The sequence below is a fragment of the Streptomyces sp. NPDC002403 genome (assembly GCF_053593015.1).
This window is the reverse complement of the sequence record NZ_JBSFBQ010000005.1, coordinates 50,265-74,295: the sequence shown is the minus strand read 5'-3', so window position 1 is coordinate 74,295 and position 24,031 is coordinate 50,265. Positions and strand designations below refer to the sequence as shown.

The following is a 24,031-nucleotide window of genomic DNA, read 5'->3' as shown; positions in this document are numbered from 1 at the left end:
CACATATGCGTTTACGTTCCGGGGCTCCGGGTAGCAGCGCATGTTTATGCAGGTCAGCGGCTGAATGCGGGGTGCCGGGGCGGGCCTTGTCGGCACCGGCGGCGCGCGCGCTCCGGTTACGGCGGCGAATCGGGCACACTGGCTGGATCTGCCACGACCGGGGAGTGCAAGGTGAGCACGGACATTCCAGGTATCGACCCACTGGACGGGCTGCGCGCCCCGCAGGACCCGGACTGCGATGTCTTCCTCACCGGCACGGTCTTCCTCGACATCATCTTCACCGGCCTGGACAGCGCCCCGGTGCGCGGTACCGAGTCCTGGGCCCGCGGCATGGGCTCCAGCCCCGGCGGTGTCGCCAACATGGCCACCGCCCTGGCGAGACTGGGGCTGCACACCTCGCTGGCCGCGGCCTTCGGTGACGACCACTACGGGGAGTACTGCTGGGACGCCCTGGAGCAGGGCGAGGGCATCGACCTGTCCATGTCGCACACCGTCCCCGGCTGGCACTCGCCGGTGACCGTCTCGATGGCGTACGAGGGCGAGCGGACGATGGTCTCGCACGGCCACGAGGCCCCCGGCCCCGAGGGCACCCACGGCATCGCCCTCCCCGCCGGCGAACCGTCCTTCCCGCGCTGCCCGCCCCGGGCCCGCGCCGCCGTCGCCTCGCTCGCCCCCGGCCGCAGCGAACCGTGGGTCGCCACCGCGGCCCGCAACGGCGCCCGGATCTTCGCCGACGTCGGCTGGGACGAGACCGGCCGCTGGGACCTGGACGCCCTCACCGACCTGGAGCACTGCCAGGCCTTCCTCCCCAACGCCGAGGAGGCGATGCGCTACACCCGCACCGACTGCCCGCGCGCCGCCGCCCACGCCCTGGCCGAGCGCGTCCCGCTCGCCGTGGTCACCCTGGGCGCCGAGGGCGCGTACGCGGTGGACTCGGCGACCGGGGAGAGCGCCGAGGTGCCCGCGATCGAGGTCGAGGCGCTCGACCCCACCGGCGCGGGCGACGTCTTCGTCGCCGGTTTCGTCACCGGCACCCTGGCGGACTGGCCGCTGGCCGACCGGCTGGCCTTCGCCGGGCTGACCGCGGCGCTCTCGGTCCAGGAGTTCGGCGGATCGCTGTCGGCGCCGGGCTGGGCGGAGATCGCCGCCTGGTGGCAGCAGATCCGCACCCTCGCCGACCAGGACCCGGCCGCGCTCCAGCGGTACGCCTTCCTGGAGGAACTGCTGCCCGCCGCCGCCCGGCCCTGGCCGCTGCGCCGCGCGGTCCCGACGATCGGCTTCCGGCATCCCGCCTGACGGCCGGGCACGTCTGTTCGTGAGCGTGTGCGAAAAAGACCTCGGTGTTGTCGGTGCGGAGTCGTAGGCTTGTAAATCCGAGAGGTTGTCGATCGGCGAGAACCTTGCAACGGGAGGTATGTGCAGGCCACAGAGCCGGCCCATGACTCAGACACCCACAGCCCAGACCCCTGCGCCGAGGCAGGCGCGAGCCCACTTCACCGTCCCCGCCAGCCATCCGATGGTGACCGTTCTGGGTTCCGGCGACGCCTTGCTGCGCGTGATCGAGACGGCCTTCCCGGCGGCCGACATCCACGTCCGGGGAAATGAGATCAGCGCCGCCGGAGACGCGACGGAAGTCGCCCTGATCCAGCGCCTGTTCGACGAGATGATGCTGGTGCTCCGCACCGGTCAGCCGATGACGGAGGACGCAGTGGAACGCTCGATCGCCATGCTCAGGGCGACGGAGAGCGGCGAGGGGGACGGCGAGGAGACACCGGCCGAGGTGCTCACCCAGAACATCCTCTCCAGCCGCGGTCGCACGATCCGCCCCAAGACGCTCAACCAGAAGCGGTACGTCGACGCGATCGACAAGCACACCATCGTCTTCGGCATCGGCCCCGCCGGCACCGGCAAGACCTATCTCGCCATGGCGAAGGCCGTCCAGGCCCTGCAGTCCAAGCAGGTCAACCGGATCATCCTGACCCGGCCCGCGGTCGAGGCGGGCGAGCGGCTCGGCTTCCTGCCCGGCACGCTCTACGAGAAGATCGACCCGTACCTGCGCCCGCTCTACGACGCGCTGCACGACATGCTCGACCCCGACTCCATCCCCCGGCTGATGGCCGCGGGCACGATCGAGGTGGCGCCCCTGGCGTACATGAGGGGCAGGACCCTCAATGACGCGTTCATCATTCTCGACGAGGCACAGAACACCAGCGCCGAGCAGATGAAGATGTTCCTGACCCGGCTCGGCTTCGACTCGAAGATCGTCATCACCGGTGACGTCACCCAGGTCGACCTGCCGAACGGCACCAAGAGCGGTCTGCGCCAGGTCCAGGAGATCCTGGACGGCGTCCAGGACGTCCACTTCTCCCGGCTCACCTCCCAGGATGTCGTCCGGCACAAGCTCGTCGGCCGTATCGTCGACGCGTACGAGAAGTACGACAACCGAGACAGCCACAACGGGAAGCAGTAGCAGCGCACCATGTCGATCGACGTCAACAACGAGTCCGGAACCGAGGTCGACGAGCAGGCGATCCTCGACATCGCCCGCTACGCACTCGCGAGGATGCGGATCCACCCGCTCTCCGAGCTCTCGGTGATCGTGGTGGACACCGACGCCATGGAGCAGCTCCACATCCAGTGGATGGACCTCCCCGGCCCCACCGATGTCATGTCCTTCCCGATGGACGAGTTGCGTCCGCCGGCCAAGGACGACGAGGAGCCCCCGCAGGGGCTCCTCGGTGACATCGTGCTCTGCCCGGAGGTCGCCAAGAAGCAGGGCGAGGACGCGGAGACCCGGCACTCCATGGACGAGGAGCTCCAGCTCCTCACCGTCCACGGAGTGCTGCACCTCCTCGGGTACGACCACGAGGAGCCGGACGAGAAGGCCGAGATGTTCGGCCTGCAGGCCGCGATCGTCGATGGCTGGCGCGCCGAGCACGGTCTGACCGGTCCGTCGCCCGCCCCCACCGTCTCGTGAGCGTTCCTCTCGTTCTCGGGGCCGTTCTGCTGGTCGTCGTCGGCTGGCTGGCGGCCTGCGCGGAGGCGGGCATCGCCCGGGTCTCCAGCTTCCGGGCCGCCGAGGCGGTCCGCTCCGGGCGGCGCGGCAGCGGGAAGCTGGAGCAGGTCGCGGCGGATCCGACCCGCTATCTCAATGTCGCCCTGCTGGTGCGGGTCGCCTGCGAGATGTCGGCCGGGGTGCTCGTCACGTACGCCTGCCTGAAGGAGTTCCCGCAGACCTGGGAGGCGCTGGCCGTCGCCATGGGCGTGATGGTCCTCGTCTCCTACGTCGCCATCGGAGTCTCGCCGCGCACCATCGGCCGCCAGCACCCGCTGAACACGGCCACCGCCGCGGCGTACGTCCTGCTGCCGCTGGCCCGGGTCATGGGCCCGATCCCGCAGCTGCTGATCCTCATCGGCAACGCGCTGACCCCGGGCAAGGGCTTCCGCAAGGGCCCGTTCGCCAGCGAGGCCGAACTGCGCGCGATGGTCGACCTCGCCGAGGCGGAGTCGCTGATCGAGGACGAGGAGCGCCGTATGGTGCACTCCGTCTTCGAGCTCGGCGACACACTGGTGCGCGAGGTCATGGTGCCGCGGACGGACCTGGTGTGCATCGAGCGCTACAAGACGATCCGGCAGGCGCTCACCCTGGCCCTGCGTTCAGGTTTCTCCCGGATCCCGGTCACCGGGGAGAACGAGGACGACATCGTCGGCATCGTCTATCTCAAGGACCTGGTCCGCAAGACCCACATCAACCGCGAGTCGGAGGCCGATCTGGTCTCCACCGCGATGCGCCCGGCCGCCTTCGTGCCCGACACCAAGAACGCCGGTGACCTGCTGCGCGAGATGCAGCAGGAGCGCAGTCACGTCGCCGTGGTGATCGACGAGTACGGCGGCACGGCGGGCATCGTCACCATCGAGGACATCCTGGAGGAGATCGTCGGCGAGATCACCGACGAGTACGACCGCGAGCTCCCGCCCGTCACGGAGCTGGGGAGCGACTGCTTCCGGGTGACCGCGCGCCTCGACATCGGCGACCTCGGGGAGCTGTTCGGCCTCGACGAGTACGACGACGAGGACGTGGAGACCGTCGGCGGCCTGCTGGCCAAGGCGCTGGGGCGGGTCCCGATCGCCGGGGCCTCGGCCGTCGTCGACCTGCCGGACGGCCGCCGGCTGCGGCTGACCGCGGAGTCCCCGGCGGGCCGCCGCAACAAGATCGTCACGGTGCTGGTGGAGCCCGTGGCACCACAGGGGGAGGGCGAGGAATGACCCCGCAGCAGCTGAGGGCCTTCTGCCTGGAGTTCAACGCGAGCGCCGAGGAGTTCCCGTTCGGCCCCGAGACCTCCGTCTTCAAGGTGCTCGGCAAGATGTTCGCGCTCACCGCGCTGGACGCCCGGCCGCTGACGGTGAACCTGAAGTGCGATCCGGACGAGGCGGTGCGGCTGCGGGAGAAGTACGACGCGGTGGTGCCGGGCTGGCACATGAGCAAACGGCACTGGAACACGGTGACGGTGTCCGGGGTGCCCGACCGGGTGCTCCGCGAGCTGATCGAGGACTCCTACGACCTGGTGGTGGCGGGACTGCCGAAGGCGGACCGGCTGCGGCTCGACCGGCCGTAGGCGGTGCGCGGGACGGCGCGCCCGGTTCGTATGCTCGGCACATGACTGAGAGCACCGACCTCGGCGCCGAGGACCGCAAGATCGTCACGCTGGCGCGCAGCGCCCGCGCCCGCAACGGTGTGCCGGAGGGCGCGGCCGTACGGGACGAGACCGGGCGTACGTACGTCGCGGGCACCGTCCGGCTGGAGTCGCTGAAGCTCAGCGCGCTGCAGACCGCCGTGGCGATGGCCGTGGCCAGCGGGGCCACCTCCCTGGAGGCGGCCGCGGTCGTCTCCGAGGCCGAGACCCCGTCGGACGAGGACCGTGCCGCGGTACGGGACCTGGGCGGCCCGGACACCCCCGTACTGCTCGCCGGGCCCGACGGCACACTGCGGGTCAGCGTGACGGCGGGCTGACACCGGCCCGATCCCCACACCGTCCACGAACGCCCCGCACCCGACCGGTGCGGGGCTTTCGCACACCGGGCGCGGGAAGCGCGGATCTTGACAGTATCTGATGGGTCATCAGCCCAGGAGTCCCGCTTCCATTGACTTCTTCGGGGCCGGAGCCGTCAATGGGCCCCCGTCGGCGCGGAGAGCCGCCGCGCCGCATCCGCAGGAGGGGGCTCCATGCGTCAGACCGTCCGGAGAATCAGCATGCGAAGATCCGCCGCCCGAAGACGGCCGGGCCGCCGCTGGGCCGCCGCGCTGGGCGTCGGCGCGCTCGTCGTGGCCGGGGGAGGGGGGCTCGCGGGCCCCGCGCAGGCCATGGCCACCGCCTCGGTGCCGGTGGACTTCCCCACCCACTGCATCCCGCCGGCCATCGCGGGCATCCCGCCGATCGACGGGACCACGAAGGCCGAGATCACCGTCGACAACGCCGCCCCGAAGGTGGGCGACACGGTCACGGTCACGTACACCGTGGTCGAAGCCGCCGCGAGCAACCCGGTCGATCTGGCGCTGCCCGCCGACATCATGACGCCGACCGGCAAGGTCACCGTCGGCGGTGCGCAGAGCGCGAGCGTCACCGTCGCGGGCCCGAAGAAGAACGACCCGGTACCCGGCAAGGGCGTCTTCCCGTCGTTCTCGATGACCGGCACCTTCACGGTCACCGCGCCCGGACAGATCACGCTCTCACCCGGCGACTACAACATCCACACCAGCTACATCATGGAGCTGGACACCCCCTGCACGGTGACGGACCCGCCCGCCCCCGTCTCCGAGACGATCATCGCGACGGACGACGGCGGCCAGGTCAACGAGCGTGCCATCCAGCTCGGGGCCGCGTCCGGCAAGGCGGGCGACGCGGTCACCGTCACCGGGTCGAAGTTCACCCCCGGCGCGGACATCACCCTCGCCGGCCGGGCCGGTGACGCGGCGACCGCCGACACGGCCACCGCCAAGGCGGACGGCTCCGGCAACTTCAACGGCCGGCTCACCGTCGACGACCCGGCGACCACCGGCATCGTCGCCTACGAGGGCGGCAGCTGGGACCCGGCCAGGGGCGCCGGCCCGCAGGCCTACACCGTCACCGGTGGCGGCGGCGAGGTCCCGGACGGCAGCCAGCGGCTCAACACCTCCATCAGGGCGGGCACGCTCTCCATGGTCCAGGCCGGGGACACCGTCGAGATGTCGGCAGTCGACTTCGGCCGCGGCGGCTCCTCCCGGGGCTCCCTGCAGACGGTCACGGTCGAGGACTTCCGCGGCGGCCCCGCGGGCTGGTCCCTGACCGGGAAGGTCACCGACTTCAAGGGCCCCGGCGGCGCGACGATCGGCGCCTCCGCACTCGCCTGGACCCCGGTCTGCGCGACGAAGCCCGGCAGCCCGAGCACCTGCGCGGCGGGTTCCGGGGGCTCGGTCGGCAGCGCGGGCGCCACCCTGGCGTCCACGCCGAACGGGACCGTCACCGGCGGTGAGTTCACCGTCGACGCCCGGCTCGCGCTGAAGGTACCGGCGTACACCGCCCCCGGCGCGTACTCCGGCGTACTCACCCTCACCCTCACCTGACCGAGCGGTCCCGACCAGCAGGCGGACCGGGCGCGCACCCGCCCGGACCGCCCGTCCCGACCACCACCCGGGGGCTTCGCACCGTGCGCACCATCTACCTGACTCTCCTGGCCGCCGCCCTCCTGCTGATCGGCGCGCCCGTCGCCCACGCCGCGGACAACGGCAGCTGGTCGGTCTACCCGGCCACCGAACGGGCCGGTCAGCGCCCGTACTTCTACCTCTCGGCCGATCCCGGCGCCACGCTCCACGACAAGGTCACCGTCACCAACAAGACGGACCGGCCGCAGACCTTCCGGCTGTACGCGGCCGACGCCTACAACACCGCGCGCGACGGCGGCTTCGCCGTACGGGCCCTCGACGAGCGGCAGCGCTCGGTCGGCGCCTGGGCCAGGACCGACCGCGACCGGGTCACCGTGGAGCCGCACGGCTCGGTCACCGTCCCGCTCACCATCACCGTCCCCGGGAGCGCCGAACCGGGCGACCACCCCGGCGCTCTCGTCGCACTCGACGAACGCGTCGACCCCGCCGACGCCGGTTCCGTCGCCGTGGGCATCCAGAAGGCCGTCGGCGCCCGGATCTATCTGCGGGTGAACGGACCGACCATGCCCGCGCTCTCCGTGGACGACATCCGGGTCGAGCACACCCAGCCGCTGGTCCCCGGCACCGGGCGGAGCCGGGCCGTCATCTCGTACACCCTCCACAACCGGGGCAATGTCACCCTCAGCCCCAAGGTCGCCCTCAAGGCCGAGGGGCTCTTCGGCCGCACCCTGCTCGCCCGCGACCTGAAGCGGATCCCCTCCGAACTGCTGCCCCGCCAGGAGGTACGGCTGACCGAGCAGTGGGCCGACGCGCCCCAGCTGGAATGGGGCGAGATCCGGCTGACCGCGAGCGCCCGGCAGACCCGCGAGTCCGCCGCCGTCCCGTACTTCGCCCTGCCCTGGCTGATGGCCGGGATCCTGCTGGTGATCGTCGGCGGGGGTGCGGCGATGTGGATACGGGCCCGCCGCAGCCGTGCCCGTACCGCCTGAGGCGACACCCCGGCAGGCCCCGCCGCGGCCCTTGGTGCGGCGGGGCCGCCGGGATCGGGGACAATGGGCGCCATGAGCGTTCGACCTGACACAGAAGCCGCCGCGCGGCAGGCCGCGGGCAAGGCCCCCCACCGGGCCGGTTTCGCCTGCTTCGTGGGCCGCCCCAACGCGGGCAAGTCCACCCTCACGAACGCTCTGGTCGGCCAGAAGGTGGCGATCACCTCCAACCGGCCGCAGACCACCCGGCACACCGTGCGCGGCATCGTGCACCGCGACGACGCGCAGCTGATCCTGGTCGACACGCCCGGCCTCCACAAGCCGCGCACCCTGCTCGGCGAGCGGCTCAACGACGTCGTGCGGACCACCTGGGCCGAGGTCGACGTCATCGGCTTCTGCCTGCCCGCCGACCAGAAGCTCGGCCCCGGCGACAAGTACATCGTCAAGGAACTCGCGGGCATCAAGAAGACCCCGAAGATCGCCATCATCACCAAGACCGACCTGGTCGACTCCAAGCAGCTCGCCGAACAGCTGCTCGCCGTCTCGCGCCTCGGCGAGGAGCTCGGCTTCGAGTGGGCGGAGATCATCCCGGTCTCCGCGGTCAAGGACACCCAGGTCGACCTGCTCGGCGACCTGATCGCCCCGCTGCTCCCGGAGAGCCCGCCGCTCTACCCGGAGGGCGATCTCACCGACGAGCCCGAGATGGTCATGGTCGCGGAGCTGATCCGCGAGGCCGCGCTCGAAGGCGTGCGGGACGAGCTGCCGCACTCCATCGCGGTCGTCGTCGAGGAGATGCTGCCCCGCGAGGGCCGCCCGGCGGACAAGCCGCTGCTCGACATCCACGCCAACGTCTACATCGAGCGCCCGAGCCAGAAGGGCATCATCATCGGCCCGAAGGGCAAGCGGCTGAAGGACGTCGGCACGAAGTCCCGCAAGCACATCGAGGCGCTCCTCGGCACACCGGTCTTCCTGGACCTCCATGTGAAGGTCGCCAAGGACTGGCAGCGCGACCCGAAGCAGCTGCGCAAGCTGGGGTTCTGAGGCGGGTCACGCGAAGACCGGTCTCACGCGCCCTCCTTCAGGACGCGTGAGACCAGGGCCCGCTGGGCGTCGGTCAGCCTCGGGTCGGCGCAGTGGACCGTCCGGTCGCCGACCGTGATCCGGTACCGGAAGCCGTCCGGCACCCCTTTGGGCGGGGTGTCGTGGCCCGCGGCCAGCGCCGACTCGGCCAGTGCCTCCCACTCCGGGGCGTCGTCCCGCCCGGCGGTGTCGACCTCGCTGTGGCGTGCGACACCGGCGAAGCCGCCGGTCCTGCTGACCTGAATCCGCATGCGATGTCCTCCAACGCCGGGCGTCCGGGTGCTAAGCGGTCGGTACGCCCACTTCCGACCATGCCTTCAGGACGGCCTCGGTCTCGTCGCCCTCGCCGAAGCGGCTGCGGGCCGCGGCGACCGTCAGCCGGGCGAAGGACGCGAAGTCCGCGTCCACGGCCAGTTGACCACCTGTGAGCACATCGAACCAGAGCTGCCCGGCACGCTCCCACGCGTTGCCGCCGAGCGCCGTCGCCAGCAGATAGAACGCGCGGTTCGGGATGCCGGAGTTGAGGTGCACCCCGCCGTTGTCCTCGCTGGTGTGGATGTAGTCCTCCATCGACGCGGGCTGCGGGTCCTTGCCCAGCACGTCGTCGTCGTAGGCCGTGCCCGGCGCCTTCATCGAGCGCAGCGCGACGCCCTGGACACCGGGCGCCAGCAGTCCGGCGCCGATCAGCCAGTCCGCCTGGTCGGCGCTCTGGCCCAGCGTGTACTGCTTCACCAGGGAGCCGAAGACGTCGGACATGGATTCGTTGAGCGCGCCGGACTGGCCGTAGTAGCTCAGATTGGCGGTGTACTGGGTCAGGCCGTGGGTCAGCTCGTGGCCGATCACGTCGATGGAGACGGTGAAGTCCAGGAAGATCTCCCCGTCCCCGTCGCCGAAGACCATCTGCTCGCCGTCGAAGAAGGCGTTGTTGTACTTCTCGTCGTAGTGCACGGAACCGATCAGTGGCAGTCCGTTGCCGTCGATCGAACGACGGCCGTACGCCTTGAGCAGCAGTTCGAAGGTGGCGCCGAGCCCCGCGTACGCGCGGTTGACGCTCGCGTCCTGCGTCGGATCCTGGCCCTCGGAGCGGACCTTGGTGCCCGGCAGGCGGGTGCGGTGGCGGCAGTCGTAGAGCGTCCGGTCGGGCTTGTCGGAGGCTTCCCCGTCGGTCGCGGGGGCGACGGGCACGGTGACGACCGTGGCCATCTGGCGGCGGGTGCGGCGGGCCGCGTCGCTCTCCAGGGTGCGACGGGAGGGACCGGCGAGATCGGGGTTGTCGGACTGCGACAGCTTGTCGAGGACGTGAGGCGGCACGATCGTGCAGAAGACGGGGTGGAACCCGTGCGGTGACTGAGGCTGCATACCACCGACTGTGGCAGCAGGTAATCGCGATGTCACTGGTTGCGATCAGGATTGACGAAATGGAGTGATCGGTCACTGTTGGGCGTTTCCTGCGCCCGGTCCCGCATACTGATACGGGACCGACGTATCAGGCGCCCCTCGGTTAGTCTCTTCGCATCATGCGTTTCGGGCTGCTTCTTCTTAGCTGCCGCGGCGAGGGCCTGTAGTCGTAGGCCGACCCCCTCCCCGCGGAGTCTTGTGTTGCAGCGACACAGTCGGCCGTCCCACTGGTTGGACCCCGAGGAGCCCTACGCCATGACTGCCGTGAATCCCGCCCAGACCCCCGCCGAGTCCGCCGTCGGCCGTCCGACGCCGGTCACCAACGCGACTCGGCTGCAGAAGCCCTCCGGGATGCCGATCCACAAGTACGGCACCTACGACGCCGTCGACATCCCCGACCGCACCTGGCCGGACCAGCGGATCACGGTCGCGCCCCGCTGGCTCTCCACCGACCTGCGCGACGGCAACCAGGCGCTGATCGACCCGATGTCGCCGGCCCGCAAGCGCGAGATGTTCGACCTGCTCGTACGCATGGGCTACAAGGAGATCGAGGTCGGCTTCCCGTCCTCCGGCGAGACCGACTTCGCCTTCGTCCGTTCCATCATCGAAGAGGGCGCGATCCCCGAGGACGTGACGATCTCCGTCCTGACGCAGGCCCGAGAGGACCTGATCGAGCGGACCGTGGAGTCCCTCGTCGGCGCCCACCGCGCCACCGTCCACCTGTACAACGCGACGGCGCCCACCTTCCGCCGGGTCGTCTTCCGCGGCTCCAAGGCCGACATCAAGCAGATCGCCGTGGACGGCACGCGACTGGTCATGGAGTACGCGGAGAAGCTGCTGGGCCCGGAGACGATCTTCGGCTACCAGTACAGCCCCGAGATCTTCACCGACACCGAGCTGGACTTCGCCCTGGAGGTCTGCGAGGCGGTCTGCGACGTCTGGCAGCCGGAGGAGGGCCGCGAGATCATCCTCAACCTGCCCGCCACCGTGGAGCGTTCGACGCCCTCCACGCACGCGGACCGGTTCGAGTGGATGTCGCGCAATCTGTCGCGCCGCGAGTTCGTCTGCCTGTCGGTCCACCCGCACAACGACCGCGGCACCGCCGTCGCCGCCGCCGAGCTGGCCATCATGGCCGGTGCCGACCGGATCGAGGGCTGCCTGTTCGGCCAGGGCGAGCGCACCGGCAACGTCGACCTGGTCACCCTGGGCATGAACCTGTTCTCGCAGGGTGTCGACCCGCAGATCGACTTCTCGCAGATCGACGAGATCCGCCGCACCAGCGAGTACTGCAACCAGATGGAGGTCCACCCGCGCCACCCCTACGCGGGCGACCTGGTCTACACCGCCTTCTCCGGCTCCCACCAGGACGCCATCAAGAAGGGCTTCGACGCCATGGAGGCCGACGCGGCCGCCCAGGGCAAGACCGTCGACGACATCGAGTGGGCGGTGCCGTACCTGCCGATCGACCCGAAGGACGTCGGCCGCAGCTACGAGGCCGTCATCCGGGTCAACTCCCAGTCCGGCAAGGGCGGAATCGCCTACGTCCTGAAGAACGACCACAAGCTGGACCTGCCGCGCCGGATGCAGATCGAATTCTCCCGGATCATTCAGGCCAAGACGGATGCCGAGGGCGGCGAGGTCACCCCGACGCAGATCTGGTCCACGTTCCGCGACGAGTACCTGCCCAACCCGGAGAACGCCTGGGGCCGCGTGCAGCTGCGCACCGGCCAGACCACGACCGGCTCCGACGGCCAGGACACGATCACCGTCGAGGCGACCGTGGACGGCGCGGACACCGTGCTGAACGGCACCGGCAACGGACCGATCTCCGCGTTCTTCGAAGCGCTGCAGGCCATCGGCATCGACGCCCGTCTGCTGGACTACACCGAGCACACCATGAGCGAGGGCGCCAGCTCCCAGGCCGCCTCGTACATCGAGTGCGCGATCGACGGAAAGGTCCTGTGGGGCATCGGTATCGACGCCAACACCACCCGGGCCTCGCTGAAGGCGGTCGTCTCCGCCGTCAACCGCTCCAGCCGCTGATCCGGCGCCCGCGAGGGCGTGAGCCGCACGGCCGAGGACCCCGTCCACCCGCATCCGGGGGGCGGGGTTCGGCCATCTCCGGAGGGTTGTGACGAGCGAGGTGCTGACGCCACATCACGACTGTGGTTAACATCACGTCCACACGGCAATGTTGCCGGAGCGTTACGGAGGTGTGCGACGTGCGGTCAGCCCTGGGACAACGCGCCATGAAGCTGCGTATCTGCGGCATCCGCACCATCTGGGACCCCGTGGGCGACGGCGAGTTCTTCTGCCCCGGCTGCGGCGGCGACCGCAACTACCGCCGGCTCACCGGCCGTCGGCGCTTCGCGGTGCTCGGCGTGCCGATGCTGGCGCGCGGCACGGTGGGCCCGGTCGTCGAATGCGCCGCCTGCCGCGAGCACTTCGGCACCGACGCGCTCGACCACCCCACCACCACCCGGCTCTCCGCCATGCTCCGGGACGCCGTCCACACCGTCACGCTCGGCGTCCTCGCGGCCGGCGGCACCACCTCCCGCACGGTGCTGGAGACCGCGGCCGCCATCGTGCGCGGCGCCGGTTTCGACGACTGCACCGAGGAACAGCTCTGCACCGTCGTCGAGGTGCTCGCCGCCGACACCGGCGACGGCTCCGCCTTCGGCCCCGCGGCCGAGGCCTGCGGAGCGGCCCTCGCCATCGAACTGCACGAGGCGCTGGAGCCCCTCGCCCCGCATCTGGCCCCCGCCGGACGTGAATCGATTCTGCTCCAGGGCGCCCGGATCGCGCTCGCCGACGGCCCGTACGGACAGGCGGAGCGGGAGGTGCTGACCACGGTCGGCGGCGCGCTGCAGCTCTGCGCCCAGGACACGGCCCGGCTGCTCGCCGAGGCGGCGCGCACCCCCTCCTGACCGCCCCGGAGGACCGGTGAGCCGGCTCCGTACCGGACAATGGTCGTATGAGCTTGTTCCGGGACGACGGCGTGGTGCTGCGCACGCAGAAGCTGGGCGAGGCCGACCGGATCATCACGATCCTGACCCGCGGCCACGGCCGGGTCCGCGCCGTCGCGCGCGGGGTGCGGCGCACGAAGTCCAAGTTCGGAGCGCGGCTGGAACCCTTCTCCCACGTCGACGTGCAGTTCTTCGCCCGCGGCAGCGAACTGATCGGCCGCGGACTGCCGCTCTGCACCCAGAGCGAGACGATCGCCCCGTACGGCGGCGGCATCGTCACCGACTACGCCCGCTACACCGCCGGCACCGCGATGCTGGAGACCGCCGAGCGGTTCACCGACCACGAGGGCGAGCCCGCGGTCCAGCAGTACCTGCTGCTCGTCGGCGGGCTGCGCACCCTCGCCCGCGGCGAGCACGAGCCCCACCTCATCCTCGACGCGTTCCTGCTGCGCTCGCTCGCCGTCAACGGCTACGCACCCAGCTTCGAGGACTGCGCCAGGTGCGGAATGCCCGGACCGAACCGGTTCTTCTCCGTCGCGGCGGGCGGTGTCGTATGCGGCGACTGCCGGGTGCCCGGCAGCGTCGTACCCTCGGCTGAGGCCGTCGCCCTGCTGAGCGCGCTGCTCAGCGGCGACTGGGAGACGGCGGACGCGTGCGAGGCGCGTCATGTCAGGGAGGGGAGCGGACTGGTGTCCGCCTATCTGCACTGGCACCTGGAGCGCGGGCTGCGCTCACTGCGGTACGTAGAGAAGTGACTCAGGCAGATCAGGCACAGGGAGCGAGACAGTTCATGGCAGTACGCGGGATGCTCGGCGGCCGTAACCGGCGCGACTACAAGACCCCGGAGCCGCACCCCTCCGGTGCCACGCCCCCGAAGATCCCCGGCGAGCTGGTGCCCAAGCACGTGGCCGTCGTGATGGACGGCAACGGCCGCTGGGCCAAGGAACGCGGCCTCCCGCGCACCGAGGGCCACAAGGTCGGCGAGGGCGTCGTCATGGACGTGCTCAAGGGCTGCATCGAGATGGGCGTCAAGAACCTCTCGCTGTACGCGTTCTCCACCGAGAACTGGAAGCGGTCCCCGGAGGAGGTGAAGTTCCTGATGAACTTCAACCGGGACGTCATCCGCCGCCGCCGCGACGAGATGGACGAGCTGGGCATCCGCATCCGCTGGGTGGGCCGCATGCCCAAGCTGTGGAAGTCCGTGGTCCAGGAGCTCCAGGTCGCCCAGGAGCAGACCAAGGACAACGACAGGATGACGCTGTACTTCTGCGTCAACTACGGCGGCCGGGCGGAGATCGCCGACGCCGCGCAGCGCATCGCCGAGGACGTCGCGGCCGGGAGGCTGGACCCGTCCAAGGTCAACGAGAAGACCTTCGCGAAGTACATCTACTACCCGGACATGCCGGACGTCGACCTCTTCGTGCGACCCAGCGGGGAGCAGCGCACGTCCAACTATCTGATCTGGCAGAGCGCCTACGCCGAGATGGTCTTCCAGGACGTGCTCTGGCCGGACTTCGACCGCCGCGACCTGTGGCGGGCCTGCCTGGAGTACGCCCGGCGGGACCGGCGTTTCGGTGGTGCGGTGGAGGCGGAGCAGGAGCCGAAGGGCTGAGCGAGGGGTCCGGGGGCGGCGCCCCCGGACCCTCACTTCTCGGTCTGTGCGCACTCCGCGCAGGTACCGAAGATCTCCACCGTGTGGGCCACGTTCACATAGCCGTGCTGGGCGGCGATGGTCTCCGCCCACTGCTCCACCGCGGGGCCCTCGACCTCCACGGCCTTGCCGCACATCCGGCACACCAGGTGGTGGTGATGGTCCCCGGTCGAGCAGCGCCGGTACACGGACTCGCCGTCCGTGGTGCGCAGCACGTCGACCTCGCCGGCGTCGGCGAGGGACTGGAGGGTGCGGTAGACGGTGGTCAGCCCGACCGAGTCGCCGCGGTGCTTGAGCACGTCGTGCAGCTCCTGGGCGCTGCGGAACTCGTCCACCTCGTCGAGCGCCGCCGCCACCGCCGCCCGCTGCCGGGTCGACCGGCCGCGTACCGGGGCCGCGTTCGTTCCACTGATCGGCGCCGTCGCCACAGCAGCCTCCTCGTGTCGCCCGTACCTGTGTCGGGCCATTGTGCCAGCCCGTCCCGGCGCCGCGGTCAAACCCGGAGCTCGTCCGGGGCCGGACGGGAGGCCGGTACCTCCAGGGTGCACTCCTCGGACGCCGCTTCGCTCCGGCGGGCGCGGCTTCTGGCCAGCGGGGTCGCCAGCAGCGTCAGCGCGACGAAGACCGCGATGGCCAGCAGGACGATGGTCGCGCCGGGCGGAATGTCCTGGTAGTACGAGGTCACGGTGCCGGCCAGGGTCACCGCCGTGCCGATGACGACCGACAGCACGAATGTCACCCGGAAGGACCTGGAGATCTGCTGCGCGGCCGCGACCGGCACCACCATCAGCGCACTGACCAGCAGCAGCCCGACGACCCGCATCGCGACGGTGACGGTCACCGCCGCCGTCACGGCGACCAGCAGATTCAGCGCCCGCACCGGCAGCCCGGTGACCCGGGCGAACTCCTCGTCCTGGCTGACCGCGAAGAGCTGACGGCGCAGCCCCAGCGCCACCAGCAGCACGAAGGCCGCCAGCAGGCAGATCGAGACGATGTCCTCGGAGGAGACCGTGGACAGCGAACCGAAGAGGTACGACGTGAGGTTGGCGTTGGAACCGGTGTCGGAGAGGTTGATCAGCAGCACACCGCCCGCCATGCCGCCGTAGAACAGCATGGCCAGCGCGATGTCGCCGCGGGTGCGTCCGTACCAGCGGATCAGCTCCATCACGACGGCACCGGCGACGGCGACCGCGGTGGCCATCCAGACCGGGCTGGTGGAGAGCAGGAAGCCGAGCCCGACGCCGGTCATCGCGATGTGGCCGATGCCGTCGCCCATCAGGGCCTGGCGGCGCTGGACGAGGTAGATGCCGACGGCGGGGGCGATGACGCCGACGAGCACGGCGGCGAGCAGGGCCCGCTGCATGAAGGGAGGGTTGAGGAATTCCATGATCAGCTCAGCAGTCCCGTCCGGACGGGCTCGATGGCCGCGTGGGGGTGTACATGGTCGTGTCCGGGCAGGGCGTGCTGGCCCAGCGCCTCCGGCGGCGGCCCGTCGTGCATCACACAGCCGTCGCGCAGCACGATCGCGCGGTCGATCAGCGGCTCCAGCGGGCCGAGCTCGTGCAGCACCAGCAGCACCGTGGTGCCGGCCGCGACCTGCTCGCGCAGGGTCGCGGCGAGGATCTCCTGGCTGGCCAGGTCGACGCCGGCCATCGGCTCGTCCATGATCAGCAGCTCGGGTTCGGCGGCCAGCGCGCGGGCGATCAGCACCCGCTGGTGCTGTCCGCCGGAGAGCGCGTCCACCGAGTCCTTGGCGCGGTCGGCGAGGCCGACGAGCTCGATGGCCCGGTCGACGGCGGCCCGGTCGGCCTTGCGGAGCAGGCCCAGCCTGGTGCGGGACAGCCGCCCGGAGGTGACGACCTCGCGGATCGTGGCGGGGACGCCGCCGGCCGCCGTGGTGCGCTGGGGCACGTAGCCGATCCGCGCCCAGGTGCGGAAGCGGCGCAGCGGGGTGCCGAACAGCTCGACGGTGCCGCCGGTGAGCGGGACCTGCCCGATGACGGAGCGTACGGCGGTCGACTTGCCCGAGCCGTTGGCGCCGAGCAGGGCGGCGACCTCGCCGCGGTGGACGGTCAGGTCGATGCCCCGCAGCACCGGCCGTGCTCCGAGCGTGGCCGTGGCGCCCCGCAGGGCTATCACGGGTTCGGTCGTGGTGCTCCCGGTCTCGGGCATGAGCGCCTCCGGTGCTGCTGTGGCGGGTGGTTCGGGGGTCACTTCGCGCCGAGCGCCTTCTGCAGGGCGGCGAGGTTGGACCGCATGACCTCGATGTAGTCGCCGCCCCTGGACTTGGCCGTGATTCCTTCGAGCGGGTCCAGGACATCGGTCTTCAGGCCGGTGTCCTTGGCGACGGTCCTCGCGGTCCTGTCGCTGGCGAGCGTCTCGAAGAATACGGTGGTGACCTTGTTCTTCTCCGCGATGGTGTGGATCTCGCTGATCCGGGCGGGGCTGGGCTCGGCCTCGGGGTCGACGCCGGCGATGCCCTCCTGGGTGAGGCCGTAGCGTTCGGCGAGGTACCCGAAGGCGGAGTGGGTGGTGATGAAGGTCTTGGTGGAGGTGTTCCTCAGCCCGTTCACGTACGCCGTGTTCAGGCCGTCGAGCTCGGTGACCAGCGCGTCGGTGTTCTTGCGGTAGTCCGCGGCGTGGTCGGGGTCGGCCTTCTGCAGGGAAGCGCCCACGCCCTTGGCGACCTCGGCGTACTTCACCGGGTCCAGCCAGATGTGCGGGTCGGCCCCGGCCTCGTCGCCGTGGTGCTCGTGGCCGTGCTCGTCGGCGCCGGTCTCGGTGCCGTGGTCCTCCAGCGTGGTGAGCTTCGCGGCGTCGGTGACGTGCTTCGCGCCGGACTGCGCGATGGCGTCGTCCACGGCGGGCTGGATGCCCTTGAGGTAGAGGACGAGGCCGGCGTCGGTGAGCCCGCCGATCTGCCGCGGGCTGAGCTCCAGGTCGTGCGGCTCCTGGCCCGGCTTGGTCAGCGTGGTGACCGAGACGTGCTTTCCGCCGATCTGCTCGGCCAGGAACTGCATCGGATAGAACGAGGCCACCACGTCGAGCCTGTCGCCGTTCTTGCGGTCCGCGGCGTCGGAGGAGGAGCAGGCGGTGAGGGCGGTGAGGCCGAGGACGACTGCTCCGGCGACGGCGGCGGTGGGTATGAGGCGGCTTACGTTCATGACAGTCATTTTCAACAAAACTGGAAACGATTGTCAACAAGGCTGATGAGATGACTTTGCGGCCGACCATGCCGGTACCGATTTGATCCAGGGGGCGTGCCCGCCGGTAATCTGAGGTATTCGCCCACCCGTCTCCCGACCACCACCCCCCCACTGAGGCGCTTCGCGCCGCCCCTGTCCAATTTCGTCGTAAATGAAGAGAGCACCGTGGCCGCCGACAAGATCGACTCCATCGTCAGCCTGAGCAAGCGCCGTGGCTTCGTCTACCCGTGCAGTGAGATCTACGGAGGCCAGAAGGCCGCCTGGGACTACGGGCCGCTGGGCGTCGAGATGAAGGAGAACCTCAAGCGCCAGTGGTGGCGCTACATGGTCACCTCGCGCGAGGACGTGGTCGGTCTCGACTCGTCGGTCATCCTCGCCCCCGAGGTCTGGGTCGCCTCCGGTCACGTCGCCACGTTCACCGACCCGCTGACCGAGTGCACCTCCTGCCACAAGCGCTTCCGCGCCGACCACCTGGAGGAGGCGTACGAGGAGAAGCACGGCCACGCGCCCGCGAACGGCCTGACCGAGCTCAACTGCCCCAACTGCGGCAACAAGGGCACCTTCACCGAGCCCAAGCAGTTCTCGGGTCTGCTCTCCACCCACCTCGGCCCGACCCAGGACTCCGGCTCGGTCGCCTACCTGCGCCCCGAGACCGCCCAGGGCATCTTCACCAACTTCGGCCAGGTGCAGCAGACCTCGCGCAAGAAGCCGCCGTTCGGCATCGCCCAGATGGGCAAGTCCTTCCGGAACGAGATCACTCCGGGCAACTTCATCTTCCGCACCCGCGAGTTCGAGCAGATGGAGATGGAGTTCTTCGTCAAGCCGGGCGAGGACGAGGAGTGGCAGCAGTACTGGATGGACCAGCGCTGGAACTGGTACACGGACCTCGGCATGCGCGAGGAGAACATGCGCTGGTACGAGCACCCGAAGGAGAAGCTCTCCCACTACTCCAAGCGCACCGCCGACATCGAGTACCGCTTCCGCTTCGGCGGCAGCGAGTGGGGTGAGCTGGAGGGCGTCGCCAACCGCACGGACTACGACCTCAAGGCGCACTCCAAGGCGTCCGGCTCCGACCTGGCGTACTACGACCAGGAGGCCGGCGAGCGCTGGACCCCGTACGTCATCGAGCCGGCGGCCGGTGTCGGCCGGGCGATGCTCGCCTTCCTCCTCGACGCCTACATCGAGGACGAGGCGCCCAACGCCAAGGGCGTCATGGAGAAGCGCACCGTGATGCGTCTCGACCCGCGCCTCGCGCCGGTCAAGGTCGCCGTCCTGCCGCTGTCCCGCAACCCGCAGCTGTCGCCGAAGGCCAAGGGCCTCGCGGCCGACCTCCGGAAGAACTGGAACATCGAGTTCGACGACGCGGGCGCCATCGGCCGCCGCTACCGCCGTCAGGACGAGATCGGTACGCCGTTCTGCGTCACCGTCGACTTCGACACCCTCGACGACAACGCGGTGACCGTGCGCGAGCGCGACACCATGAAGCAGGAGCGCGTCTCCCTGGACCAGATCCAGGCCTACCTCGGCGCCCGCCTGCTGGGCTGCTGACGTACCGCTCACGCCGACGAAGCCCCCGGTTCCCCGTGCGGAACCGGGGGCTTCGCCGCACGCCGGGCACCCGGGCGCGGGGGCCGGGCCCAAAAGCGGGTGCGGGGGCCGACCGGGGCGGGGTACGGTTCCGGCATGTATTCGTTCTTCCAGATCTACGAGTGAGCGCGCGGCGGCCCCGACCACCCGCCGCCCACCGGACCGATCCAGGTCGCTTCAGACCTCACTTCGCACTACGAACGGGAGAACGCCGTGGCCAAGAGCCGTAACAACCTTCTCGGTGTGGGCGGACAGCGCAAGAAGCTGTCCCGCGCCGATCAGCAGGGCGTGGGCGCCGCCCGCACCACCGACCGCAAGGCGGCCGCCGACCAGAAGCAGGAGCTGCTGCGCAAGATGCGCGAGCGCGCGCAGTCCGGCACCGCCTCCCAGGAGGCCCCGGCGGACGATGCCGCGGACGCGCCCGGGCAGGACGCCCCGGCGCAGAGCTGACGCCTCCTCATCACCCGTACGACCGTGGGCCCGGATCACCCCGTGATCCGGGCCCACGCCCTTGTCCGCGCCCCGTGCTCACGCCACCCGGCGCGGCAGCCGCAGACTGAGCAGCGTCGTCAGCGCCACCGCGGCCAGCTGCACCAGCAGCGTCACGACCAGCGCGTCCCGCATGCCCGCGCCCGGGACCAGCGAGAGGAACAGCGTGCCGAGCGTGGCCACCCCCAGGGCCAGCGCGGCCTGCTGGGTCGTCGTCATCACCCCGCCGCCCACTCCGGCGCGCGCGGCCGGTACGTCGGAGAGCACGATCCGGAACAGGACAGGCAGCTGGAGCCCCTGCCCGAACCCCGCGACCGCCACCCCCGGCAGCAGCCCCAGCGCCCCGAGGCCGGACCACTCACGCCACACGGTGAGCGCCAGCACCAGCACCCCCACCGCCTGGATCAGCCCGCCGGCCGTCACGACCCGGCTGCCGTACCGCAGGACCAGCCGCGGACCGGCCAGCGACGCGGCGAAGAACGCCACTGCCATCGGCGCCATCGACAGACCCGCCGCGGCCGGGCCCAGCTCCAGCCCCTGCTGCAGGGCCACCGCGATGACGAACATGAAGCCGCCGAAGCCGATCGAGAACGGCACCACCAGCGCCAGCCCGCGGCGCAGCGACTCCAGCCGCAGCAGGCTCGGAGGCACCAGCGGGGTCAGCCCGAGCCGGTCGGCCCGCCGTTCGACCCGGTAGAAGGCGTACGCGGCGAACGGGAACAGGGTCAGCGAGACCAGGGTCCACACCGGCCAGCCCGCGGCGCGCCCCTCCGTCAACGGGGCGAGCAGCGTCACCAGCGACACGGTCAGCAGCAGCGTGCCCGGTACGTCGACCGGCGCCGGCCGCTCCGAGCGCGTCTCCGGCACGACGCGGGCGGCCAGCACCAGCCCCACCGCCGCCACCGGAACGTTCACCAGGAACACCGAACGCCAGCCCGCGCTCTCGCCGAACACCGACGACAGCGGCGCCGCGGCCACCAGGACACCGCCGAGGATCTGGCCCGCAACCATGGAGAGCCCGGCCGTCGCCCCGTACAGGCCCATCGCGCGGGCCCGCCGCTCTCCCGAGGTGGCCGCCTGGATGGTGGCGAGCACCTGCGGCAGCATCAGCGCGGCCGCCGCGCCCTGGGCCACCCGCGCCCCCACGAGCGTCCAGGCGTCCGGGGCGAGCCCGCAGGCGAGCGAGGTGACACCGAAGGCGGCGATGCCCAGCAGGAAGAGCCGACGGCGCCCGGCCATGTCGCCGAGCCGGCCGCCGAGGACGAGCAGCACGGCGTAGGCGAGGCCGTAGCCCGCGACGACCAGTTCGAGCAGCGCGGGGCCCGCGTCCAGATCGTGGTCGATCGTCGGCAGGGCGACATTGACGATGAAGAAGTCGATGAGCGGCAGCGCCGCACCGAGCAGCACGGTGAACAGCCCGAGCCTGCCGAGCACCGGAGCGGGGTGGTCGTGCCGCACCACGGCGTCGGTGGTGGCGGTCGCTTGCGTCCGTACAGTTGATTCACTCACGTCATCGAGAATCGCCGCAGCCCCAGCCTGGTACCAGAGTGTCTTTATCCTGGTACAAGGAGCACCTGGCAGAGCGCCGGGCGGCTCGGCAGGCTGGAGGCATGGCGACGATGGTGAGCGAGCTGCCCGAGGTGCGCGTGGTGCCCGGGGTCCCGCCGGCTTCGGGGTGGCGGGACCCCTCCGAGCCGGACGTCCGGCGGCAGGAACTCGCGGACTTCCTGCGCAGCCGCCGCGAGCGGATCACCCCCGAACAGGTCGGCCTGCCCCGGGGCCGCCGCCGGCGCACCCCCGGCCTGCGCCGCGAGGAGGTCGCCCAGCTCTCCGCCGTGGGCGTCACCTGGTACACCTGGCTGGAACAGGCCCGCGACATCCAGGTCTCGCCCCAGGTGCTCGACGCCCTGGCCCGGGCCCTGCTGCTCGACCGCAGCGAACGCGGTCACCTCTTCTCGCTCGCCGGAGCCGTCGACCCGTCACCGGGCGCGGACTGCCCGAGCGTGACCCCGGCGCTGCGCGAGATGCTGCGGCAACTGGACCCGATCCCGGCCTGTGTCCAGAACAGCCGCTACGACATCCTGGCGTACAACCGGACGTACGGCAGGCTGCTCTGCGACCTGGACGCGGTCGCCCCCGAGGACCGCAACTGCATGATCCTCGCCTACACCAACGCGCAGTGGCGCTCCGCCGTCGTCGACCTCCCCGAGGTGAACCGGCTGATGGCCGCCAAGTTCCGCCGGGCGATGGCCGAGCATCTGGCCGAGCCCGCCTGGAAGGCGCTCCTCGGGCGGCTGGAGGAGACCTCCGCGGAGTTCCGGGAGATCTGGGCCCGGCACGAGGTGGTGGGCGCGGGCGGCCGGACCAAGATCTTCCGCAACGCCCATGTCGGGCTGCTCCGCCTCGAACACACCGATCTCTGGCTCGGCCCGTCGAGCGGGCCGCGCATGGTGACATACGCCCCCGCCGACGAGGAGACCAGGGAGCGCCTGGAGCGGCTTCAGGCCCTGGAACTCGCCGACGCCTGACCCCCGGACGGGGCGTCCGCCGGCCGCTCCAGCCGCTCGGCGGTCCGGCGCGCCGTCTCCCGCGCCCAGCGCCCGCTGGTCAGCGCACCCACCAGCAGGACGCACAGCCCGCACCCGCCGAGGATCCACCAGGCGGACGTGCTCGCGTCCACGAAGGCCGCCGCGTACGCGGCGCCGCGCGGCGCCCCGGCTCCGGCGACCCCCGCCGCCAGTACCGCGCCGATCACGGCGACCCCGAGCGTTCCGCCGATCTGCCGGCTGGTCGAGGCGACCGCGGCCGCCACCCCGGCCTGCGAGCGCGGCATCCCGGATACGGCCGTGTTGGTGATCGGCGCGTTCACCATGCCGAAGCCGAGGCCGAACAGCACATAGCCGGTGAACAGCAGGACGTTGTCGGTCTCCGCGTCGAACACGGCGAACAGCAGCCCGCACGCCGTCATGGCCACGCCCGCCACGAGCAGCGGCAGCCGCGGCCCCCGGCTGCCGACGAGCCGCCCGGACAGCGGCGCGCAGACGAAGGTCAGGGCCGCCATCGGCAGCATGTACAGACCGGCGTGCAGCGCACTCAGCCCGCGCACGTTCTGCAGGTAGAGAGTGTTGAGGAAGAGGAATCCGCTCAGCGCGGCGAAGGCGCAGACCGCGATGACGGTGGCCCCGCTGAACGGGGCGCTGCGGAAGAAGCGCAGATCGATCAGGGGCTCGGCACGCCGGGGCTCGTACAGCAGCAGCCCGATCAGGGAGCACCCGGCGAGCGCGGCGAACAGCAGGATCCGCGGCGAGTCCCAGCCCTGGGAGGGCGCTTCGATGATGGCGTACGTCAGCGAACCGAGCAGCCCGATCACCAGCAACTGCCCCACCGGATCGGGGCGGCGCGGCTTCGGGGCACGGGACTCGGGGACGTAGCGCCAGGTGAGCAGGAGCGCGGCGAGACCGACCGGCAGATTGATCCAGAAGATGGACCGCCAGCCGACCGAGTCCACCAGCAGCCCGCCGATCACCGGGCCCGCCGCCATGGAGATGCCCACGACACCGCCCCACACCCCGATGGCGCGGGCCCGCTCACGCGGGTCCGTGAAGGTGTTGGTGATGATCGACATCGCGACGGGGTTGAGCATCGAGCCGCCCACCGCCTGCACCATCCGGAACACCACCAGCGACTCCAGGTTCGGCGCCACGGAGCAGAGCAGCGAACCGAGGGTGAACAGGACCAGCCCGGTCTTGAAGACCTTGCGGCGCCCGATCCGGTCGGCGGTGGAGCCCGCGAGCATCAGCAGCGACGCCAGGACGAGGGTGTAGGCGTCGATCGTCCACTGCATTCCGGCGACGGTGGCGTGCAGCTCCTTCTGCATGGAGGGCAGGGCGACGTTGAGCACGGTGTTGTCGAGACTGACGATCAGCAGGCTCATGCAGCAGATCGCCAGTACCAACTGCCGTCGGCGGTGACTGAGCTCGGGCATACATGGATAGTACGGTTAACTAACGAACTCCGCTGCCGGAGGG

The 24,031-nt window shown here is 70.9% G+C and carries 24 protein-coding genes; 16 read left to right on the top strand and 8 right to left on the bottom strand.

Annotation, left to right across the window (positions count from 1 at the left end):
* Positions 1-171: 171 nt before the first annotated feature.
* The 9 genes from ACWCPY_RS08310 (at position 172) to era (ending at position 8,667) form a co-directional block, all read left to right on the top strand.
* Complete coding sequence (locus ACWCPY_RS08310; protein ID WP_451263551.1) at positions 172-1,296, top strand: carbohydrate kinase family protein; 1,125 nt, start codon at positions 172-174, stop codon at positions 1,294-1,296.
* 142 nt (positions 1,297-1,438) lie between these two features.
* Positions 1,439-2,470, top strand: a complete 1,032-nt coding sequence (locus ACWCPY_RS08305; RefSeq protein ID WP_451263550.1) for a PhoH family protein — start codon at positions 1,439-1,441, stop codon at positions 2,468-2,470.
* Positions 2,471-2,479: 9 nt separating this feature from the next.
* Entirely contained in the window at positions 2,480-2,977 is a 498-nt protein-coding gene (gene ybeY / locus ACWCPY_RS08300; RefSeq protein ID WP_072483570.1) for an rRNA maturation RNase YbeY, read from the top strand.
* Positions 2,974-4,266: a hemolysin family protein gene (locus tag ACWCPY_RS08295; protein ID WP_451263549.1), complete on the top strand. Its 1,293-nt coding sequence runs from the start codon at positions 2,974-2,976 to the stop codon at positions 4,264-4,266. Before ybeY ends, ACWCPY_RS08295 begins: the two co-directional genes overlap by 4 nt.
* Positions 4,263-4,616 carry an MmcQ/YjbR family DNA-binding protein gene (locus ACWCPY_RS08290; protein ID WP_451263548.1) on the top strand — a complete coding sequence of 118 codons (354 nt, stop codon included), beginning with the start codon at positions 4,263-4,265 and terminating at the stop codon, positions 4,614-4,616. Before ACWCPY_RS08295 ends, ACWCPY_RS08290 begins: the two co-directional genes overlap by 4 nt.
* A gap of 41 nt (positions 4,617-4,657) precedes the next feature.
* A complete protein-coding gene (locus ACWCPY_RS08285; RefSeq protein WP_072483567.1) occupies positions 4,658-5,011 on the top strand; it encodes a cytidine/deoxycytidylate deaminase family protein in 354 nt (117 codons plus the stop codon).
* Positions 5,012-5,251: 240 nt separating this feature from the next.
* On the top strand, positions 5,252-6,601 hold the full coding sequence (locus tag ACWCPY_RS08280) for a beta-xylosidase (protein ID WP_451263720.1): 1,350 nt from the start codon (positions 5,252-5,254) through the stop codon (positions 6,599-6,601).
* 83 nt (positions 6,602-6,684) lie between these two features.
* Positions 6,685-7,629 (top strand): WxL protein peptidoglycan domain-containing protein, encoded by a 945-nt coding sequence (locus tag ACWCPY_RS08275; protein WP_451263547.1) that lies wholly within the window; start codon positions 6,685-6,687, stop codon positions 7,627-7,629.
* Between the two features lie 63 nt (positions 7,630-7,692).
* Positions 7,693-8,667 (top strand): GTPase Era, encoded by a 975-nt coding sequence (gene era, locus ACWCPY_RS08270; RefSeq protein WP_451263546.1) that lies wholly within the window; start codon positions 7,693-7,695, stop codon positions 8,665-8,667.
* Between the two features lie 23 nt (positions 8,668-8,690).
* Here the strand turns inward: era and ACWCPY_RS08265 are convergent, their stop codons facing one another.
* Positions 8,691-8,957, bottom strand: a complete 267-nt coding sequence (locus ACWCPY_RS08265; RefSeq protein ID WP_451263545.1) for a protealysin inhibitor emfourin — start codon at positions 8,955-8,957, stop codon at positions 8,691-8,693.
* Positions 8,958-8,988: 31 nt separating this feature from the next.
* Positions 8,989-10,065, bottom strand: a complete 1,077-nt coding sequence (locus ACWCPY_RS08260; RefSeq protein ID WP_451263544.1) for a M4 family metallopeptidase — start codon at positions 10,063-10,065, stop codon at positions 8,989-8,991.
* A 294-nt stretch (positions 10,066-10,359) separates the two neighbouring features.
* Between ACWCPY_RS08260 and leuA the strand changes: the two genes are divergently transcribed.
* The 4 genes from leuA to ACWCPY_RS08240 all read left to right on the top strand — a co-directional run bounded on the left by leuA (position 10,360) and on the right by ACWCPY_RS08240 (position 14,682).
* Positions 10,360-12,147 carry a 2-isopropylmalate synthase gene (gene leuA, locus ACWCPY_RS08255; protein WP_451263543.1) on the top strand — a complete coding sequence of 596 codons (1,788 nt, stop codon included), beginning with the start codon at positions 10,360-10,362 and terminating at the stop codon, positions 12,145-12,147.
* Between the two features lie 206 nt (positions 12,148-12,353).
* Positions 12,354-13,031 (top strand): TerB family tellurite resistance protein, encoded by a 678-nt coding sequence (locus ACWCPY_RS08250; protein ID WP_362445629.1) that lies wholly within the window; start codon positions 12,354-12,356, stop codon positions 13,029-13,031.
* A gap of 47 nt (positions 13,032-13,078) precedes the next feature.
* Positions 13,079-13,825 (top strand): DNA repair protein RecO, encoded by a 747-nt coding sequence (recO, locus tag ACWCPY_RS08245; RefSeq protein ID WP_362445017.1) that lies wholly within the window; start codon positions 13,079-13,081, stop codon positions 13,823-13,825.
* A gap of 35 nt (positions 13,826-13,860) precedes the next feature.
* The gene (locus ACWCPY_RS08240) at positions 13,861-14,682 is read left to right on the top strand and encodes an isoprenyl transferase (protein ID WP_451263541.1); all 822 of its coding nucleotides are present in this window, start codon (positions 13,861-13,863) and stop codon (positions 14,680-14,682) included.
* 32 nt (positions 14,683-14,714) lie between these two features.
* Here ACWCPY_RS08240 and ACWCPY_RS08235 read toward each other — a convergent pair whose 3' ends face one another.
* The 4 genes from ACWCPY_RS08235 to ACWCPY_RS08220 all read right to left on the bottom strand — a co-directional run bounded on the left by ACWCPY_RS08235 (position 14,715) and on the right by ACWCPY_RS08220 (position 17,885).
* Entirely contained in the window at positions 14,715-15,149 is a 435-nt protein-coding gene (locus ACWCPY_RS08235) for a Fur family transcriptional regulator (protein ID WP_451263540.1), read from the bottom strand.
* 65 nt (positions 15,150-15,214) lie between these two features.
* Positions 15,215-16,108, bottom strand: a complete 894-nt coding sequence (locus ACWCPY_RS08230) for a metal ABC transporter permease (RefSeq protein WP_451263539.1) — start codon at positions 16,106-16,108, stop codon at positions 15,215-15,217.
* A gap of 2 nt (positions 16,109-16,110) precedes the next feature.
* Complete coding sequence (locus ACWCPY_RS08225; protein ID WP_451263538.1) at positions 16,111-16,893, bottom strand: metal ABC transporter ATP-binding protein; 783 nt, start codon at positions 16,891-16,893, stop codon at positions 16,111-16,113.
* A 38-nt stretch (positions 16,894-16,931) separates the two neighbouring features.
* Positions 16,932-17,885, bottom strand: coding sequence for a metal ABC transporter substrate-binding protein (locus ACWCPY_RS08220; protein WP_451263536.1), 954 nt, complete (start codon positions 17,883-17,885; stop codon positions 16,932-16,934).
* 207 nt (positions 17,886-18,092) lie between these two features.
* Between ACWCPY_RS08220 and ACWCPY_RS08215 the strand changes: the two genes are divergently transcribed.
* Positions 18,093-19,475: a glycine--tRNA ligase gene (locus ACWCPY_RS08215; protein ID WP_451263535.1), complete on the top strand. Its 1,383-nt coding sequence runs from the start codon at positions 18,093-18,095 to the stop codon at positions 19,473-19,475.
* Between the two features lie 252 nt (positions 19,476-19,727).
* Positions 19,728-19,964 (top strand): DUF6243 family protein, encoded by a 237-nt coding sequence (locus ACWCPY_RS08210; RefSeq protein WP_451263534.1) that lies wholly within the window; start codon positions 19,728-19,730, stop codon positions 19,962-19,964.
* A gap of 78 nt (positions 19,965-20,042) precedes the next feature.
* On the opposite strand, the gene ACWCPY_RS08205 is transcribed toward ACWCPY_RS08210, so the two are convergent.
* Positions 20,043-21,512 carry an MFS transporter gene (locus tag ACWCPY_RS08205; RefSeq protein WP_451263533.1) on the bottom strand — a complete coding sequence of 490 codons (1,470 nt, stop codon included), beginning with the start codon at positions 21,510-21,512 and terminating at the stop codon, positions 20,043-20,045.
* Between the two features lie 101 nt (positions 21,513-21,613).
* Here ACWCPY_RS08205 and ACWCPY_RS08200 point away from each other — a divergent pair, with 101 nt between their 5' ends.
* Positions 21,614-22,531 carry an MmyB family transcriptional regulator gene (locus ACWCPY_RS08200; RefSeq protein WP_451263532.1) on the top strand — a complete coding sequence of 306 codons (918 nt, stop codon included), beginning with the start codon at positions 21,614-21,616 and terminating at the stop codon, positions 22,529-22,531.
* Here ACWCPY_RS08200 and ACWCPY_RS08195 read toward each other — a convergent pair.
* The gene (locus tag ACWCPY_RS08195; RefSeq protein ID WP_451263531.1) at positions 22,504-23,988 is read right to left on the bottom strand and encodes an MFS transporter; all 1,485 of its coding nucleotides are present in this window, start codon (positions 23,986-23,988) and stop codon (positions 22,504-22,506) included. The genes ACWCPY_RS08200 and ACWCPY_RS08195 overlap by 28 nt on opposite strands.
* Positions 23,989-24,031 lie beyond the last annotated feature (43 nt).

Coding starts and splice junctions, on each gene's coding strand:
- ACWCPY_RS08305 (WP_451263550.1), top strand. CDS start 1,439: ATGACTCAGACACCCACAGCCCAGACCCCTGCGCCGAGGCAGGCGCGA.
- ybeY (WP_072483570.1), top strand. CDS start 2,480: ATGTCGATCGACGTCAACAACGAGTCCGGAACCGAGGTCGACGAGCAG.
- ACWCPY_RS08290 (WP_451263548.1), top strand. CDS start 4,263: ATGACCCCGCAGCAGCTGAGGGCCTTCTGCCTGGAGTTCAACGCGAGC.
- ACWCPY_RS08285 (WP_072483567.1), top strand. CDS start 4,658: ATGACTGAGAGCACCGACCTCGGCGCCGAGGACCGCAAGATCGTCACG.
- ACWCPY_RS08280 (WP_451263720.1), top strand. CDS start 5,252: ATGCGAAGATCCGCCGCCCGAAGACGGCCGGGCCGCCGCTGGGCCGCC.
- era (WP_451263546.1), top strand. CDS start 7,693: ATGGGCGCCATGAGCGTTCGACCTGACACAGAAGCCGCCGCGCGGCAG.
- ACWCPY_RS08265 (WP_451263545.1), bottom strand. CDS start 8,957: ATGCGGATTCAGGTCAGCAGGACCGGCGGCTTCGCCGGTGTCGCACGC.
- ACWCPY_RS08260 (WP_451263544.1), bottom strand. CDS start 10,065: ATGCAGCCTCAGTCACCGCACGGGTTCCACCCCGTCTTCTGCACGATC.
- leuA (WP_451263543.1), top strand. CDS start 10,360: ATGACTGCCGTGAATCCCGCCCAGACCCCCGCCGAGTCCGCCGTCGGC.
- ACWCPY_RS08250 (WP_362445629.1), top strand. CDS start 12,354: ATGAAGCTGCGTATCTGCGGCATCCGCACCATCTGGGACCCCGTGGGC.
- recO (WP_362445017.1), top strand. CDS start 13,079: ATGAGCTTGTTCCGGGACGACGGCGTGGTGCTGCGCACGCAGAAGCTG.
- ACWCPY_RS08240 (WP_451263541.1), top strand. CDS start 13,861: ATGGCAGTACGCGGGATGCTCGGCGGCCGTAACCGGCGCGACTACAAG.
- ACWCPY_RS08230 (WP_451263539.1), bottom strand. CDS start 16,108: ATGGAATTCCTCAACCCTCCCTTCATGCAGCGGGCCCTGCTCGCCGCC.
- ACWCPY_RS08225 (WP_451263538.1), bottom strand. CDS start 16,893: ATGCCCGAGACCGGGAGCACCACGACCGAACCCGTGATAGCCCTGCGG.
- ACWCPY_RS08220 (WP_451263536.1), bottom strand. CDS start 17,885: ATGAACGTAAGCCGCCTCATACCCACCGCCGCCGTCGCCGGAGCAGTC.
- ACWCPY_RS08200 (WP_451263532.1), top strand. CDS start 21,614: ATGGCGACGATGGTGAGCGAGCTGCCCGAGGTGCGCGTGGTGCCCGGG.
- ACWCPY_RS08195 (WP_451263531.1), bottom strand. CDS start 23,988: ATGCCCGAGCTCAGTCACCGCCGACGGCAGTTGGTACTGGCGATCTGC.